The sequence below is a fragment of the Kocuria sp. ZOR0020 genome (assembly GCF_000800955.1).
Lineage (GTDB): Bacteria > Actinomycetota > Actinomycetes > Actinomycetales > Micrococcaceae > Kocuria > Kocuria subflava.
In genome coordinates this window covers 1-17,470 of sequence record NZ_JROX01000031.1, presented here as the reverse complement: position 1 = coordinate 17,470, position 17,470 = coordinate 1, and the positions used below count along the sequence as shown (strand labels likewise).

11 protein-coding genes and 2 tRNA genes are annotated in these 17,470 nt (G+C 63.1%); 12 read left to right on the top strand and 1 reads right to left on the bottom strand.

The window, feature by feature from the left end; genetic code table 11:
• Window positions 1-56: 56 nt before the first annotated feature.
• Window positions 57-194 (bottom strand): 50S ribosomal protein L34, encoded by a 138-nt coding sequence (gene rpmH, locus L979_RS01985; protein ID WP_047688574.1) that lies wholly within the window; start codon window positions 192-194, stop codon window positions 57-59.
• A 597-nt stretch (window positions 195-791) separates the two neighbouring features.
• Between rpmH and dnaA the strand changes: the two genes are divergently transcribed.
• The 12 genes from dnaA to L979_RS01925 all read left to right on the top strand — a co-directional run bounded on the left by dnaA (window position 792) and on the right by L979_RS01925 (window position 17,424).
• Entirely contained in the window at window positions 792-2,414 is a 1,623-nt protein-coding gene (dnaA, locus tag L979_RS01980) for a chromosomal replication initiator protein DnaA (RefSeq protein ID WP_052209346.1), read from the top strand.
• 592 nt (window positions 2,415-3,006) lie between these two features.
• Window positions 3,007-4,131, top strand: a complete 1,125-nt coding sequence (dnaN, locus tag L979_RS01970) for a DNA polymerase III subunit beta (RefSeq protein ID WP_047688568.1) — start codon at window positions 3,007-3,009, stop codon at window positions 4,129-4,131.
• Between the two features lie 9 nt (window positions 4,132-4,140).
• Window positions 4,141-5,385: a DNA replication/repair protein RecF gene (recF, locus tag L979_RS01965; protein ID WP_081993591.1), complete on the top strand. Its 1,245-nt coding sequence runs from the start codon at window positions 4,141-4,143 to the stop codon at window positions 5,383-5,385.
• A complete protein-coding gene (locus L979_RS01960; RefSeq protein WP_081993590.1) occupies window positions 5,382-6,047 on the top strand; it encodes a DciA family protein in 666 nt (221 codons plus the stop codon). Before recF ends, L979_RS01960 begins: the two co-directional genes overlap by 4 nt.
• Window positions 6,048-6,418: 371 nt before the next feature.
• Window positions 6,419-8,530 carry a DNA topoisomerase (ATP-hydrolyzing) subunit B gene (gene gyrB, locus L979_RS01955; protein WP_047688565.1) on the top strand — a complete coding sequence of 704 codons (2,112 nt, stop codon included), beginning with the start codon at window positions 6,419-6,421 and terminating at the stop codon, window positions 8,528-8,530.
• 104 nt (window positions 8,531-8,634) lie between these two features.
• Window positions 8,635-11,319, top strand: coding sequence for a DNA gyrase subunit A (gene gyrA, locus L979_RS01950; protein ID WP_047688563.1), 2,685 nt, complete (start codon window positions 8,635-8,637; stop codon window positions 11,317-11,319).
• Window positions 11,316-11,897, top strand: coding sequence for a DUF3566 domain-containing protein (locus tag L979_RS01945; RefSeq protein WP_047688561.1), 582 nt, complete (start codon window positions 11,316-11,318; stop codon window positions 11,895-11,897). Before gyrA ends, L979_RS01945 begins: the two co-directional genes overlap by 4 nt.
• A gap of 92 nt (window positions 11,898-11,989) precedes the next feature.
• A tRNA-Ile gene (locus tag L979_RS01940) sits at window positions 11,990-12,063 on the top strand.
• 32 nt (window positions 12,064-12,095) lie between these two features.
• Complete coding sequence (locus L979_RS16610; protein ID WP_209436494.1) at window positions 12,096-12,227, top strand: DLW-39 family protein; 132 nt, start codon at window positions 12,096-12,098, stop codon at window positions 12,225-12,227.
• A 41-nt stretch (window positions 12,228-12,268) separates the two neighbouring features.
• Window positions 12,269-12,341, top strand: a tRNA-Ala gene (locus tag L979_RS01935).
• Between the two features lie 422 nt (window positions 12,342-12,763).
• Window positions 12,764-15,466 carry a phosphoenolpyruvate--protein phosphotransferase gene (gene ptsP, locus L979_RS01930; protein ID WP_047688558.1) on the top strand — a complete coding sequence of 901 codons (2,703 nt, stop codon included), beginning with the start codon at window positions 12,764-12,766 and terminating at the stop codon, window positions 15,464-15,466.
• 38 nt (window positions 15,467-15,504) lie between these two features.
• A complete protein-coding gene (locus L979_RS01925) occupies window positions 15,505-17,424 on the top strand; it encodes a PTS transporter subunit EIIB (RefSeq protein ID WP_047688556.1) in 1,920 nt (639 codons plus the stop codon).
• Window positions 17,425-17,470 lie beyond the last annotated feature (46 nt).

Here is a 17,470-nt window from a genome sequence, read left to right as displayed (position 1 = left end):
CAGTATCGCCGGACTCCCTGGGAACCGGCGAACCCTCAGGTGAGGGACGAACGATCTCAGGCAGAGAGGGAGGCGCGGCCCTTGGAACGGCGGGCAGCCAGGATGGCGCGGCCGGCGCGGGTGCGCATGCGGGCACGGAAGCCGTGCTTCTTGGCACGACGACGGTTGTTCGGCTGGAAAGTGCGCTTGCTCATGGTGTTACTCCCGAAAAAGGAAGGGTGAACGGTTCAACGCGGTGATTGGGGCACACAGCCGAAGATCCAAGGAACTGGCGCGCAGCCACCCGCTCATCCGCTGAGCCGGTCCACCTTTGCGGTGGTCAAGTGGGATGTGTCCCCGGCGACCGCGGATCAATGTACGGGCGCAATGCAGACACAAGACTGCCCAAGTCTAGGGAGTACAAGGGGTCCGGTCAACTGCGCGTGAGCTAAATCGCCTTGCAGTCGCCAGATGTTCTCCGGGTTGCCCACAGCTGTGCACGGTTGCGAAAAATTCTTGTGGATAACCCCAGCCGCCCGCATCCCAACGACGGCGCGGGAGCAAGCGTGTAACTACAAAAGTGTAGTTCCATTCTGCCCTGTTTTTTCACTAGGAGCACCCTCGGCTGGTGCTCTAGGCTGACGTTCGCGTCCCGCCCCCCAACGCGATATCCACCGCTGTGAACAACTCTGTGGAAATCGGGGCACATGCCACCGACCGGAGAGATCCGGCACGCCGACTAGAGAGTCCCGGAGCCCACCGCAGTGAGTCTTCAGCAAAACCCCGTGCTCGACACTCAGTGGGCGCAATGCATGGAGGCCCTGACCGCAGATCCTGACGTCAGCGCACGTCACCGCGGATTTTTGGGTCTTGCTCAGCCACGTGGACTGATGGGCACCACCTTGTTGGTGGCTGTGCCCAACGAACTCACCCGTGAAGTTTTCCAATCCACCATTGCCGTGGCCGTCAACCGCGCGGTGACCCGAGTGTTCGGAGCGGACACCCTGATGGCCGTGGTGGTGGACACGGAGTTGGCGGAAACCCCCACCAGCGCGCCGACGCGAACCGAGTCTTCCGCACCGTCCCTGCCTCCTTTTGAGGAACTGGAGGCGGAGCGCGGTCTCTCCAGCGCCCAGTCCCTCAGAACTGCCGAACCTGTGGCTGCTCAACCGCAGACCCCCGTTGCACAGCACGCACCGGAACACGGTGGACCTGAGGCCGAGTCCAGCGAGCCTGCTTCACCGGCCGCCACGACTCCGGCCGCGCCTGTGGCCTCGGCCAGTCCGGTGGCCTCGGCCGACTCCGTGACCCTGGCTGCTCCATCGAGCCAGGCCACCCCGCGCACTGATGCCGAGGATCACGGAACGGCCACCGCGGAAACCGCGAAATGGAACTCCTCGGCCCGACTGAACCCCAAGTACATCTTTGAGACCTTTGTGATCGGTCAGTCCAACCGGTTCGCCCACGCCGCAGCCTTTGCCGTGGCGGAGACCCCGGCCAAGGCCTACAACCCACTGTTCATCTACGGGGATTCCGGCTTGGGCAAGACCCACCTGCTGCACGCGATCGGGCACTACGGCAAGCGGCTCTATCCGGAGATGCGGGTGCGCTATGTGAACTCGGAGGAGTTCACCAATGACTTCATCAACTCGATCCGCGATGACGAGGGGTCTTCCTTCAAGGAGATCTACCGCAACGTGGACATGTTGTTGATTGACGACATCCAGTTCCTGGCCGGCAAGGAGCACACCCAGGAGGAGTTCTTCCACACCTTCAACTCCTTGCACAATCACGAGAAGCAGATCGTGATCACCTCGGACATGCCGCCCAAGCAGCTCACGGGTTTTGCCGACCGCATGCGCTCACGCTTCGAGTGGGGTCTGATCACGGACGTCCAGCCCCCGGAGCTGGAGACCCGTATTGCAATTCTGCGCAAGAAGGCTGATGCGGACGGGATGAAGGCCTCCCCGGAGGTCCTGGAGTACATCGCGTCCCACATCTCCACCAACATCCGAGAGTTGGAGGGCGCGTTGATCCGCGTGACCGCCTTTGCCTCCTTGAACAAGCAGGAGGTGGATCTTCCGCTGGCGGAACTGGTTCTCAAGGACCTGATCACTGACGACGACGGTGGCGAGATCACGGCTGCCACCATCCTGGGGCAGACCGCGGCGTACTTTGACATCTCCTTGGACGAGCTGAAGTCCAAGTCCCGGACCAGGACCCTGGTGACGGCACGCCAGATCGCCATGTACCTGCTGCGTGAACTCACGGACATGTCCCTGCCCAAGATCGGCCAGGAGTTGGGCGGACGCGACCACACCACGGTCATGCACGCTGACCGCAAGATTCGCACTCTGATGGCTGAGCGGCGCCAGATCTTCAACCAAGTGACCGAGTTGACCAACCGGATCAAGCAGCAGCAGCGCACCGGATGATGCGCGGGTGACCGGATCCAGCCCCGGGAGTGACTCACACGAGGCCGCTCCCGGGGCTTTTCCACACCCTGATCTTCACGACGACGTGCAGTGGAAGTTTTGTAATCACAAGAAGTTGGGGCGCTGTGGACCGCCTGTGCACGGAGCACAATCACCAACTGTGGACAACTCTGTGGAGAACTCCCAAGCTTCCGTGGACAACACGTCATCAGCGGTGGAGTGGATGTGGAGACTGCCGTAATGACAAGGATGTTCTTCCACTGCAACCGTGGCGATCGGTGGATGCAGAACCACAAGAAACCCACAAGCAGATCAGCCCCAGGACGGACTCAAAGGCGGTTTTCCACATCTTCCACAGGGGTTATTAACACTCCTACCTACTTTTTCTTCACGCCGAACAACGTTTGGACTCCTGCCTGCGTGGCTCTGTAATTACACGAATCCGCCGCGCCCTGTTGCCGTGAACGCATCAGGGCAACATCCACAGCCAATGCACTCCGGATGGCTCAAACACACCAGCGCCGATAGCATGCTGTAGTTGTGCGTGCGGTCGTAGAACGCATGACAGGTGCGAACGAAAGGCTGCCACCCCGTGAAGTTCTCTGTGGAACGTGACGTCCTGGCCGAGGCCGTGACCTGGACTGCCCGGTCCCTGTCTCCCCGTCCCCCGGTTCCTGTGCTCTCCGGGCTGTTGTTGAAGGCTGAAGCAGGTCAGGTGTCCCTGGCCGGTTTTGACTACGAGATCTCTTCCCGGGTCTCGATCGATGCCCAGATCGAAGAAGAGGGAACCACCTTGGTCTCCGGCCGCCTGCTAGCAGACATTTGCCGTTCCTTGCCGTCAGCTCCCGTGGATGTGGTGGCTGAGGAGGGCAAGCTGACCTTGACCTGCCGTTCCTCCCGGTTCAACCTGGCAGCCATGCCGGTGGAGGAGTACCCGGAACTGCCCGGTCTGCCGGACGTTTCCGGTGTGGTGGACGGTGGTGAGTTCGCCCAGGCCGTGGCGCAGGTCAACATTGCAGCCTCCAAGGACGACACCTTGCCGATCCTCACCGGTGTGCGGGTGGAGATCGACGGCGAACGCATGACGCTGTTGGCCACGGACCGTTACCGCCTGGCCATGCGTGAGCTCACCTGGCGCCCGGGGTCTTCCTCCATGCAGACCTCCGCCCTGGTCAAGGCCAAGACCCTCAATGACATTGCCAAGACCTTGGGTCCTGCCGGTGATCTGAACATCGCGCTGTCCGATTCCGCCGAACTGGTGGGCTTTGAATCTGGTGGGCGGCGTACGACGTCGTTGTTGATTGACGGCGAGTACCCCAAGATCAGGTCCCTGTTCCCGGAATCCACCCCCATCACCGCCTCGGTCAAGACCACCGAACTGGTGGAAGCCGTGCGGCGTGTGTCCCTGGTGGCTGAGCGCAACACCCCGGTACGTCTGACGTTCACGGAAGGTCAGGTGGCCTTGGACGCCGGCACCGGTGAGGATGCTCAGGCATCCGAAATCATCGAGGCCAACCTGCAGGGCGAGGACATCACGGTGGCCTTCAACCCCACCTACCTCTCCGAGGGTCTGCACGCCTTTGGTTCGGACTATGTGCGGTTCTCCTTCACCGCCCCGCCCAAGCCGGCCGTGCTTTCCGCGCAGGCCGAGGCAGACGGTGAGGACCGGGATGACTACCGGTACCTGTTGATGCCGGTGCGCCTGCCCAACTCGTGATCGCCCAGCGTGCATCTTGAGTCGCTGGCTCTGCAGGACTTCCGCACCTACGAGTCCCTGAACCTGGAGCTGACCCCCGGCATCACAGTGTTCCTGGGTTCCAACGGAGTGGGCAAGACCAACATTGTGGAGGCCGTGGACTACGCCGCCACGTTGGGTTCTCACAGGGTTTCCACCACGGCTCCCATGATCCACATGGGAGCTCAACGGGCCGTGATCCGTGCTGGGGTCCGGCGGGCCACACACCGCACCACCTTGGAATTCGCCCTGGAATCGGGCAAGGCCAACACGGTGGCCATCAACCGTGGAGCCCCCACTCGTGCACGTGATGCCCTGGGGACGGTGCACACCGTGCTGTTCTCCCCGGAGGACCTGTCCCTGATCAAGGGGGATCCCTCCCACCGGAGGAACTTCCTGGATGACCTGGCCACTTCCATGCGCCCGTTTCTGGCGGGAGTCCGCGCTGACTACGACAAATCCGTCAAGCAGCGCAATGCGTTGTTGAAATCCGCCCGAGCTGCCGGACGGATCACGGAGGCGCATCTGGCCACCCTGGCTGCCTGGAACGATCAACTGGCAACCACAGGCGCACAGATCCTCTATGCCCGGATCCAACTGATCAAGGCATTGGAACCGGAGGTGCACCGTGCCTACGCCCAGTTGGCTGAGGGGCCACGTCTGCCAACTCTGCAGTACCGATCGCAGGTGGTGCCGGCGGAGGCGGAGGGCCGGGTGGAAAACCTGGAGCATCTGAGTGTGGCGCAGCTGCGCGGGTTGATGCTCACGGCCTGTGATCAGATGCGGGACCGGGAGATCGAGCGGGCATCTTCCCTGGTGGGGCCCCACAGGGATGAACTCGAACTGACCCTTGGTCAACTGCCGGCCCGTGGCTATGCCTCCCACGGGGAGATGTGGTCCTACGCCTTGGCCCTGCGTCTGGGCTCCTGGTACGTGCACCTGGATGACGACCGCACGGAGGGTGCCTCCCCCATCCTGATCCTGGATGACGTGTTTGCGGAACTGGACGCCCGGCGTCGTGATCGGTTGGCCCAGGCCGTTGCCGGAGCCGAGCAGGTTCTGGTGACCGCAGCCGTTGATGCGGACGTCCCGCAGGCATTGCGGGAGGACCAGCGTCCAGTGACCGTTGTTCGGGTGACCCCGGGTCAGGCCGTGTTGACCGGTCCCGGCCACGACGCCGCCGTTGGCCGTGCACCTGATGTGGAAACTGATCCGGGGGCTGGGGAACTGAGATGACCACCCACCCGGATCCTTTTGAACCATCCGAGGTGATGGACCACATCCAGGCCGCTGAATCGGATGAGGCCGAGCTGAACGTGGTGCACATTGCGGATGAGGTGGATGCGGCTGCTGCTGCGTTGACCCGGATGCGCCACGCTGCAGAGGCCCGCGGCCAGGGCAGGCTCTACGGAGCTGCAGCCAAGGCGAACCTGCGGCAGTTCGGGGCAGCCATGGATGCGCGTACCGCCACACCCGTACGCCGGGGGGAGGAACAGACCGATCCGCGCCAGCTGGGTGGCTACTCCGGTTCGGGTACCTCCCGGCGTGACCCGCAGGGCGTGGGATCGGTGATGAGCAAGTTCGTGGCCGGACGCGGATGGCGCACCCCCATCAACGTGTGGTCCGTGATGGAGAAGTGGCCGCAGATCGTGGGCTCCTACGTGGCGCAGAACTGCACTCCGGTGACTTTTGAGGACACCGTGCTCACCGTCAGGTGCTCATCCACGGCACAGGCCACCAACCTACGGATGATGCAGTCCCAGATCCTGAAGAAAATCGAATCGGAGTTGGGCAGTGGAATCGTGACCCGTCTTGAGGTCCACGGCCCCGTGGCACCCAGTTGGAAGCACGGTCGGCGCACCGTCCGTGGACGCGGTCCCCGCGACACCTACGGGTGAGCCGTCCGGGACCGGAAGCACCACCATTCGTTCTGATTCGCTGAAGCCGTGCGTGGCTGACAGACCGCCTGGGAACCTTGGGAACGGCTGGGGACACAGGTGGCCGGTGGCAAATCGCTCCAATGCCCGATTTTTGCCCGCTAAGGGCCATTCCATGCTCGATCTGACGCTCTGATCCGCGTGAATCCGGTAAGATGAACCCAGATCAGAAACCCGCATGAAGCGCACGTGGCACAGGTCCTCAACCAGAGGGGCATCCCGTGCGATTTTTGTGCCTCCCGGTCATCACTGAAACCGTGGGCCGGCACGCGATTCGTCGTCGTGCCTGTCCCGGGTGAGCCGGGTGCAACTCCAGGAGGAACCAAAAGCTCGTGGCAGAAGAGCAGAGCTCGAACAGCGGTTACGGCGCCAGTGACATCACTGTCCTGGAAGGCCTGGAAGCGGTTCGCAAGCGCCCTGGCATGTACATCGGATCCACAGGCCCCCGTGGTCTGCACCACCTGGTGTATGAGGTCATCGACAACTCCGTGGATGAGGCCCTGGCCGGGTACTGCGACCACATCGAGGTGGCGCTGCAAGCCGACGGCGGCGTTCGCGTCACGGACAACGGCCGTGGCATCCCGGTGGACATGCACCCCACGGAAGGCAAACCCACCGTTGAGGTGGTCATGACCATCCTGCACGCCGGCGGCAAGTTCGGCGGCGGTGGATACGCGGTTTCCGGCGGTCTGCACGGTGTGGGCATCTCCGTGGTCAACGCCCTGTCCAAGCGCGTGGAGACCGAAGTCCGGCGCCAGGGCAACGCGTGGCGGATGACCTTTGCCAACGGCGGTGTCCCCCAGGGGGAAATCGTCAAGGGCGAGGAGACCGAGGCCACCGGAACCACCCAGACGTTCTGGGCCGATCCGGAGATCTTTGAAACCGTCGAGTACGACTTTGAAACCCTGCGGGCCCGGTTTCAGCAGATGGCCTTCCTGAACAAGGGCCTGCGGATCACCCTCACCGACCAGCGTGCGTTGGATGACTCCGGGGACGAGGTTGCCGGTGAGAAGCGCGTGGAGATCACCGCTGAAGCGGTTGCCGATGAAATCGCGGCAGCTGACGGGCAGAGCTCGGACGGTTCCGGTGACACCGCAGAGGCCGAGGTGCTCAACAAGGTGGGGGTCACCGCTGAGGGACACCGCAAGGTGGTCTACCAGTACGACGACGGCCTGCTGGACTACGTCACCTTCATCAACGACGGCAAGAAGGCCGAGCGCGTTCACGAGGACGTCATTGCCTTTGAGACCGAAGACGACGAGCGCAAGCTCTCCTTGGAAATCGCCATGCAGTGGACCACCGCCTACAGCGAGTCCGTGCACACCTACGCCAACACCATCAACACTCACGAGGGCGGCACCCACGAAGAAGGCTTCCGTGCGGCGCTGACCACGCTGATCAACCGCAAGGCCCGCGAGTTCAAACTGCTGCGGGACAAGGATGACAACCTCACCGGCGACGACGTCCGCGAGGGTCTGACCGCGGTGATCTCCGTGAAGCTCGGGGAACCGCAGTTCGAGGGTCAGACCAAGACCAAGCTGGGCAACTCTGAAGCCAAGCCGTTTGTGCAGCGTGTGGTCACGGACGAATTCGGTGACTGGCTGGAACGCAACCCGGCGGCCGGCAAGGACATCATCCGCAAGGCCATCAGTGCTTCCCAGGCGCGTCTTGCTGCGCGCAAGGCCCGTGAAACCACCCGCCGCAAGGGGCTGCTGGAATCCGGTGGAATGCCCGGCAAGCTCAAGGACTGCTCCTCCAAGGATCCGTCCCGCTCAGAGATCTATCTGGTGGAGGGTGACTCCGCAGGTGGCTCCGCCGTGCAGGGCCGCGATCCCGCACACCAGGCCATCCTGCCGCTGCGCGGCAAGATCCTGAACGTGGAGCGGGCCCGCCTGGACCGTGCGCTGTCCAATGCTGAGGTGCAGTCCATGATCACGGCTTTTGGCTCCGGGATCGGTGATGACTTCGACATCGAGAAGGCCCGGTACCACAAGATCGTGCTCATGGCCGATGCCGATGTGGACGGCCAGCACATCACCACGCTGCTGCTGACCTTGCTGTTCCGCTTCATGCGGCCGTTGATCGATCACGGGTACGTGTACCTGGCCCAGCCTCCGCTGTACCGGCTGAAGTGGTCCAACGCCCCGCACGACTACGTGTTCTCCGATGCTGAACGGGATGAGGCACTGAAGGCCGGGTACGCCAAGAACCAGCGTCTGCCCAAGGACAACGGGATCCAGCGGTACAAGGGTCTTGGTGAGATGTCCTACACGGAGCTGTGGGAAACCACCATGGACCCGGAGACCCGAACCCTGCTGCAGGTGACCATGGAGGATGCTGCAGCCGCCGAGCAGGTGTTCTCCGTGTTGATGGGTGAGGACGTCGAGTCCCGCAAGGAATTCATCCAGCAGAACGCCAAGGACATTCGCTTCCTGGACATCTGATCCTTCATGCCGCAAGCGACATATCAGCAGATGAAAGTCGCATTGACCGGGCAAAGTAGAACCGGAAACGCACCAGACTTGAGACAAGGACGGACCAGGCACCAATGAGTGACGAAACTCAGGGAACGCCCGCAGAGCCCACCCCCGGGACGGATGCTGCAGCCCAAGTGGAGGCCACCACCCTGGATGGCGCCATCATCACCGAGCGCGTGGAGCAGGTGGACCTGCAGACGGAAATGCAGCGCTCCTACCTGGACTACGCCATGGCGGTCATCGTGGGCCGCGCGTTGCCGGATGTGCGCGACGGCTTGAAGCCCGTGCACCGCCGGGTGATCTACACCATGTACGACGGCGGTTTCCGCCCGGACCGCTCCTTCAACAAGTGCGCCCGCGTGGTGGGTGACGTCATGGGTCACTACCACCCCCACGGTGACTCCGCGATCTACGACGCCCTGGTCCGCCTGATCCAGCAGTGGGTCATGCGCTACCCGCTGGCCTTGGGTCAGGGCAACTTTGGTTCCCCGGGCAACGACGGCGCGGCCGCCCCGCGTTACACCGAGACCAAGATGGCGCCGTTGGCCATGGAGATGGTCCGGGACATCCACGAGGAAACCGTGGACTTCCAGGACAACTACGACGGCAAGAACCAGGAGCCTGTGGTTCTTCCCGCGCGTTTCCCCAACTTGTTGGCCAACGGTTCCTCCGGCATCGCCGTCGGAATGGCAACCAACATCCCCCCGCACAATCTGCGGGAACTGGCCGACGGTGTGCAGTGGGCGCTGCAGAACCCGGACGCTTCCCGTGAAGAGTTGTTGGAGGCGCTGCTCAAGCGCATCAAGGGTCCTGACTTCCCCACGGGCGCCCAGATCCTGGGGCACAAGGGCATTGAGGACGCCTACCGCACCGGGCGCGGCTCCATCAAGATGCGGGCCGTGGTCAACGTGGAGGAGATCCAGGGGCGCACCTGCCTGGTGGTCACCGAGCTGCCCTACATGGTCAACCCGGACAACCTGGCCGTGAAAATTGCCGATCTGGTCAAGGACGGCAAGATCCCGGGCATCGCTGACATGCGCGATGAAACCTCCGGGCGAACCGGTCAGCGTCTGGTGATCGTGCTCAAACGGGATGCCATCCCCAAGGTGGTGCTCAACAACCTCTACAAGCACACCCCGCTGCAGGAGAACTTCTCCGCCAACATGCTGGCCCTGGTGGACGGTGTGCCGCGCACTCTGTCCCTGGATGCCTTCATCCGGCACTGGGTCAAGCACCAGATTGAAGTCATTGTCCGCCGTACCCAGTACCGTCTGCGCCAGGCCCAGGAGGAAGCCCACATCCTGCGCGGCCTGCTGAAGGCCCTGGACGCGTTGGACGAGGTCATTGCCCTGATCCGGCGTTCGCCCACCCCGGATGAGGCCCGTACCGGCTTGATGCAGCTGCTGGAGATCGATGAGGAACAGGCCCAGGCCATCCTCAACATGCAGTTGCGCCGCCTGGCAGCCTTGGAGCGTCAGAAGATCCAGGACCGTTTTGCGGAGCTGGAAGAGATGATTCGTAATTACGAATCCATCCTGGCTTCCGAGCAGCGTCAGCGGGAGATCATCTCCGAGGAACTGCAGGAGATCGTCCAGCGCTATGGGGACGACCGCCGCACGGAGATCCTCATGGGCTACGACGGCGACATGTCCGTGGAGGACCTGATCCCGGAAGAAGACGTGGTGGTCACCATCACCCGCGGCGGTTACGTCAAGCGCACTCGCTCGGACGAGTACCGTGCCCAGCGCCGTGGCGGCAAGGGTGTTCGCGGTGCCACCTTGCGCGGGGACGATGTGGTGGAGCACTTCTTCACCACCACCACGCACCGCTGGATCCTGTTCTTCACCAACTACGGCAGGGTCTACCGGACCAAGGCCTATGAGCTGCAGGAAGCCGGGCGCGACGCCAAGGGTCAGCACGTAGCCAACATCATGGCCTTCCAACCGGATGAACACATTGCCCAGGTCATGGAACTGGAGAGCTACCAGGACGCCCCGTACCTGGTGTTGGCCACCCGCCGCGGTCTGGTCAAGAAGACCCGTCTGGAGGATTACGACACCAACCGCGCTGCCGGGGTGATCGCCATCAACCTGCGTGAAGGTGATGAATTGGTCTCCGCCAAGTTGGTCTCCACCGAGGACGACATGCTCTTGGTCTCCCGCAACGGCCAGTCCTTGCGCTTCAGCGCCACGGATGACGCCCTGCGCCCCATGGGCCGGGCCACCTCCGGTGTGACCGGCATGAAGTTCCGCGCGGATGACGAACTCCTGGCCGCACAAGTGGTCCGGGACGGCACGGAGTCCTTCGTGTTCGTGGTGACGGAGGGTGGCTACGCCAAGCGCACCATCGTGGACCAGTACCGCGTCCAGGGCCGCGGCGGCTTGGGCATCAAGGTGGCCAAGCTCGACGACGACCGAGGCCGTCTGGCCGGTGCCCTGATTGTTGGCGAGAACGACGAAGTGATGGTGGTGATGTCCTCCGGCAAGGTGGTGCGCTCCGCCGTCGCCGAAGTTCCCGCCAAGGGACGCGACACCATGGGTGTGATCTTTGCCAAACCCGCCACCAACGATTCGATTGTGGGCGTGGCCTGGAATGCAGATCGCCACATTGAAGAAGACGTGGTGAATGATGCTGATGAGAACTCAGTGCCGGAAACCACGACTGCAACAGACGGTGAAGAGGATACGCCTGTGACATCATCAGTTGATCCCAATGACGTAACGTTGGATCCAGAAATCAACGGAGGTGACGCATGAGCCCGGAGGCACGTTCGAGCACGAGCGGTCGAACAACATCCAAGTCGGCTGCGGGTGCCAAGGGTCAGAAGACCTCAGGTTCTTCACCCTCCGGCGGCAATGCCGCGGGCTCGGCCGCATCCGGTTCCAACGCACCGGCCAAGGCAACCGAAAAGTCCACCAGGACCAACAACCGGCCCTCCACCAAGGGCCTGGTTCGCCCGGCACCGCGCGCCAAGGTGCGTCGCGCCCGCCTGGTGGTCTCCAAGGTGGACCCGTGGTCAGTGCTCAAGCTGGCGTTCCTGTTCTCCGTGGCATTGGGCATCATCACCCTGGTGGCTGCCGTTCTGCTGTGGATCCTCATGGACATCACGGGCCTGTTCGACGGCATCAACGAGCTCATGGGAATGCTTGCCGGTCCGGAAGGCTCCACGGACATCCGTGATGTGGTCTCCCTGGGACAAGTGGCCGTGATCGCCACCGTGTTCTCCGTGATCAACGTGATCTTGTTGACCCTGCTCTCCGTCCTGGCTTCCGTGCTCTACAACTTGGCAGCCGGCCTGATCGGCGGCATCGGTCTGACCCTGACCGACGACTGATCCGTGATCCTGCCGGTGCCCGCCGGTTTGTAGAGCTGGCGCAGCATCGTGTAAGGTCTTCTCTCGGTCCCAGCCGCATGGCAAGGACCCACGGGCGTATAGCTCAGACGGTTAGAGCGCTTCGCTGATAACGAAGAGGTCCCAGGTTCAATTCCTGGTACGCCCACGGAATCGATGTCCACAGCAAGGATTTGCGTCGTGAAGAAAGTTCTTCTCACCACAGCAGTCATTGTTTCGGGCGCGATTGCGGCAGGATTTGCCAACCAGCGGATCCAGTCACAGGAAGCGGATCGCCAAGCATGGAGTGAAGCAACCGACCCGGTTGAGTAGACTGCTCAACACCGTGCTGGTTCTTCTGAACCAGCAGTCACGGGGGCATGGCGCAATTGGTAGCGCATCTGCTTTGCAAGCAGAGGGTTAGGGGTTCGAGTCCCCTTGCCTCCACAACTGAATCAATCACAAGGCCCCGGGGTTAACGCTCCGGGGCCTTGTGCATGCACCGCAGGCTGTCCCTCTCCCCGTGAGATCACCGCCCGATGATGAGATCACCGGCAACGGGGTGTCATCTCACCAGTTGCCGGTGATCTCACGGGCGGGGCCACCAAACGCAAACGTACCCACAAAGACCCACAAGAAACCTGGGGCAACTGGAGCTGTGTCAGGTGGTGGAACGCTTACTGTTCAACTGCGCCTCAATCTGCTCCAGGCAGGGATCCACGGGGAGTCATTCACCACGGGCCCAAGGGTGTAAGGTCACGGTCGGTCACGTAGCTGATTGTGTTGTGCCACACGCGGAACAATGAGCGCTACCGTACAACTGCGCCCTGTGGCGCCCGCCCCTGATCAACGGAGAGAAGAGGGACGCAATGAGTGAGCCAACTGCGGCCACCGGGATCGATTTCATCGCTCCCCTGACTGGTGTTTTGGTACCGATCGAACAGGTGCCGGACCCGGTTTTCGCCCAGAAGATGATGGGTGAAGGTTTCTCGATCGACCCCTTGGCCGGTCAGCTGGTTTCGCCTCTCGCCGGTGAGGTGGTGGACCTTCAGCAGTCGGGCCACGCCGTGACCATTCGCTCCACGGAGGGTCTTGAGGTGCTCATGCACATCGGCCTGGACACCGTGGGTCTGCAGGGCCAGGGCTTCACCCCCTTGGTGGAACACGGTGCGCAGGTCACCGCGGGCCAGCCCTTGATCGACTTCGAGTTGGATTTCCTGGCCACGCGCGCCAAGAGCCTGCTCACCCAGATCGTGATCGTCAACTCCGATCTGCTCTCCTCCCTGACCCCCGAATCCGGTCTGGTGACTGCTGGTCAGGACGTGGCCGCCCGCGCTGAGCTCAAGTCCTCCACCCACCACGACGCCGCCGCCGGTTCCACCGCCGCTGGGGTTGCGGCCGGTGCAGGAGCTGGTGCAGCTGCAGGCGCTGCTGCCGGTACCCCCTGGGGTGAAGGAGCCGACTCCCAGGACGCAGCTCAGGGTGGCGCCACCACCGCCACTGCCGAGGTGCTGATCCCTAACCCCACCGGCATGCACGCCCGGCCCGCCGCCAACCTGGTCAATGTGGCCAAGGAGTTCGATTCCGAAATCCAGTTGGACAAGGAAGACGAATCCGGCAGTGCCAAGTCGATCGTCTCCATCCTGGCCATGGCCCTGGCCTACGGGGACAAGATGACCATCACCGCAACGGGCTCCGACGCCCAGGAGGCAGTGGATGCCCTGGTCCAGGCCATCAAGGACGGTCTAGGCGAAGAAGTTGGCACCATGCCTTCTGGCACCGCTGACACCGTGGCCACCCCGGCGGTTGCAGAAACCGCCGGCCTGAAGGCTCCGGAGGAAGAGGTCTCCCACGAACCCAAGTCCGGTGACCCCAACATCCTGCTGGGTGTCACGGCCTCCCCGGGTCTGGGAATCGGGCACGTGGTGCAGATGCGCCAGGCAGAGATCGAGGTCCAAGAGACCGCTGCGGATCCCACCCAGGAACGTGCCGCTCTGGACTCCGCCATCCAGTCCTCCATCGGTGAGCTGGGTGAGTTGGAGCAGCGCCTGACCAACGAGGGTTCCGCGGACAAGGCAGAGATCTTCCGCGCCCACCAGGAGATCCTGCGGGATCCCGAACTGGTCAACAACGCGCAGAAGAGCATTGACTCCGGCAAGAGCGCGGCATTCGCATGGCGTGAGTCCTACACGGGCTTTGCTTCCCAGCTGGAGGGCCTGGACAACGAGGTGCTGGCAGGGCGCGCCGCAGACATGCGCGACGTCGGTCAGCGCGTGCTGGCCACCCTGACCGGTCAGCACCAGGAGAAGGCCGAGCTCTCTGAAGGCACCATCCTGATCGCTGAGGACCTCACCCCCTCGGACACCGCCCAGCTGGATCGCTCCAAGGTGGTCGGCTTTGCCACCACGCAGGGTGGGGCCTCCTCCCACGTGGCCATCATCGCCCGGTCCATGGACATCCCCGCCGTCGCCGGCATTGAGAACCGTGCCCTTCAGATCCCGGAAGGGTCCCGTGTGGTGCTGGATGGCACTGCCGGAGAGCTGCAACTGAACCTCTCTGACGATGAGATCTCCGGGATCCAGGACCGTCAGCGCCGGATCGCAGAGCGCAAGGCCGTTGAGGATGCAGCCAAGGATGAACCGGCTGTGACCACGGATGGCCACCAGGTCGCCGTCGTTGCCAACATCGGCAGTGCAGCCGATGCCCGTGAAGCCGTGGCCCACGGTGCCGAAGGTGTGGGCCTGCTGCGTTCCGAGTTCGTGTTCATGGAGCGGCCCACGGCCCCCACTGAGCAGGAACAGGCCGATGTGTACGCGGAGTGCTCCCGTGCGTTGAAGCCCGGGCAGCCGCTGGTGCTGCGCACCCTGGACGTGGGTGGGGACAAGCCGCTGAGCTACCTGCCCATCCCCAAGGAGGAGAACCCGTTCCTGGGCATCCGCGGTGTGCGTGTGGGTCTGGAACAGCCGGATGTGCTGCGCACTCAGCTGCGCGCCATCTTTGCGGCAGCTGATGCCGGTGCGCAGCTGCACGTCATGTTCCCCATGATCGCCACCATCCAGGACTGGCGTGCTGCCAAGGCGATCTTTGACGAGGAGAAGGCTGCTTCCGGGATCACCACCAAGGTTTCCTGCGGCATCATGATGGAGGTTCCCTCCGTTGCCGTGATGGCCCAGCAGTTTGCCGCTGAGGAAGGCTGTGACTTCTTCAGCGTGGGCACCAATGACCTCACCAGCTACACCCTGGCGATGGACCGCGGCCACCCCAAGCTGGCCGCACAGGTAGACCCGTGCAACCCCGCCGTGCTGACCCTGATCGGTCAGGCCGCTGCGGCGCTGCACGCCCAAGGAAAGTGGCTCGGGGTGTGCGGTGGCGTGGCCTCCGACCCCCAGGCCGTTCCGATCCTGGTTGGACTCGGCGTTGACGAGCTCAGCTGTTCCATCCCGGCAGTCGCCTCCGTTAAGGCAGCCGTCCGGGCCCATTCCCTGGAGCACTGCAAGGACCTGGCCGCCAAGGCTGTGACCTGCTCCACCCCTGAAGAGGTTCGCTCACTGGTCCCCATGGACGAGTACTGATTCCTCAGCTTGAGCGAAAACTGACAAGGATCCCCTCCATGAGCAATTCAGCACAGCAGATTGTCGACGCCGTTGGTGGCCCCGACAACATTGCAAGCCTCACCCACTGCGCCACCCGCCTGCGTTTCCAGCTCAATGACGCAAGCGTTGTGGATGCCAAGAAGGTCGACTCGATCGACGGCGTGATGGGCTCCGTCCCACAGGCCGGTGAGCGTTACCAGGTGATCATCGGCGGCGCGGTTCAGTCCGTGTACAACGAGATCAACGCCCTGCCCGCCATGGCCAACGCCGGTGCCAACTCAGGTGGCGCCAAGGGTGGCCAGTCTGCGGAGGACATCAAGGCTGCTGCCCGTGCCCAGGGCCCGCGCGGCAAGTTCTCCTGGTTGGACAACTTCTTCGAGTTCCTCTCGGATTCGTTCCGTCCCATCCTGGGTGCCCTGCTGGGTGCCTCCCTGTTCATCACCTTCATGGCGCTCATGGGCACCCTGGGAGTGATCGGCAACTGGGCTGACCCGCGTACGGACCTGCCGGCCTCCTGGCAGTTCGTGAACTTCATGTGGCAGTCCGTGTTCGTGTTCCTGCCGCTGATGGTGGCTTACAACGCCACCAAGAAGCTGGGTGCGGACCCGTGGGTGGGTTTTGCCGTGATGGCTCTGGTCATGCTGCCGGGCTTCTCCGCCATGGCGGAGCACCCGGACGCCTATCAGGCCAGCATTGCGGGCACTGATGTGACGCTGGTGGACATCTTCGGCGTTCCGCTGACCATCTTTGGTTACGGCTCTCAGGTGTTCCCGCCGTTGCTGATGGCAGCCGTGCTGGGCCCCCTCTACAAGGGCCTGAAGAAGATCATCCCCGCCAACCTGCAGCTGATCTTTGTGCCGTTCCTGTCCATGCTGATCATGCTGCCGCTCACGGCCTTCCTGATTGGCCCCATCGGTGTGTTCGCCGGTGCCGGTCTGGCCAACGTGCTGCAGTCCGTGAACGACTTCTCCCCGTTCATCTTTGCCATCATCATCCCGCTGGCTTACCCGTTCATGGTTCCGTTGGGTCTGCACTGGCCGATCAACGCCATCATGCTGTTGAACATCCAGACCTTGGGCTTTGACTACATCCAGGGCCCCATGGGTGCGTGGAACTTCGCCTGCTTCGGTGCCACCGCCGGCGTGCTCTTCCTGGCCGTGAAGGACAAGGAAGTGCAGATGCGTCAGACGGCAACGGGTGCTCTGGCAGCCGGTCTGCTGGGTGGTATCTCCGAGCCCTCCCTGTACGGCATCCACCTGCGCTTCAAGCGGATCTACCCGCTGATGCTGGTTGGCTGTCTGGTGGGTGGCCTGGTCCAGGGCTTCGGCGGTGGCCAGGTGCACACCAACGCATTCGTGTTCACCTCCCTGCTGACCATCCCGGCCTTTGACCGCATCGGCCTTTACGCACTGTCCATCGGTGGCGCCTTCCTGGTGGCCATGCTGCTGGTCATCATCTTTGACTACCGCACCCCGGAGCAGCGCGCCGAGGCCAAGGCCGCCAAGGCTGCTGCTGAAGGTCAGGACGTTGCAGGCGATGCCTCCATGCCCGGTGGCGTGGCTGGGGCTGCTCCCGCCGGCGTTGCCGCTGCGGACACCGCTGGTACCGGTTCCACTCGTGCTGCTGGTGCTGCCGGGTCTGCCAATGCTGCGGACCCCAAGGACGCCGTGAACGACGACGAACAAGCCAAAGCCAGCCAATGGTTGGCCGCCTTGGGCGGGCCGGAGAACGTGACCCAGACCGATGCTGTTGCGGAAACGCGACTGCGTGTTGAGGTCAAGGACTCGGCCAAGGTGGATCAGGATGCCCTGAAGTCAGCCGGCTTGCCGGGTGCGGTTCAGGTCTCCTCCAACCTGTGGCACCTGGTGGTTGGTTCTGATGCCAACCAGTACGCAGCTGCCATGGCTGCCAAGGTGGGTGGCCAGCCGGTCGGCTGATCCTCAACGGGCGGGCACACAACCCCGCCTGACTCTCCAGACGTTG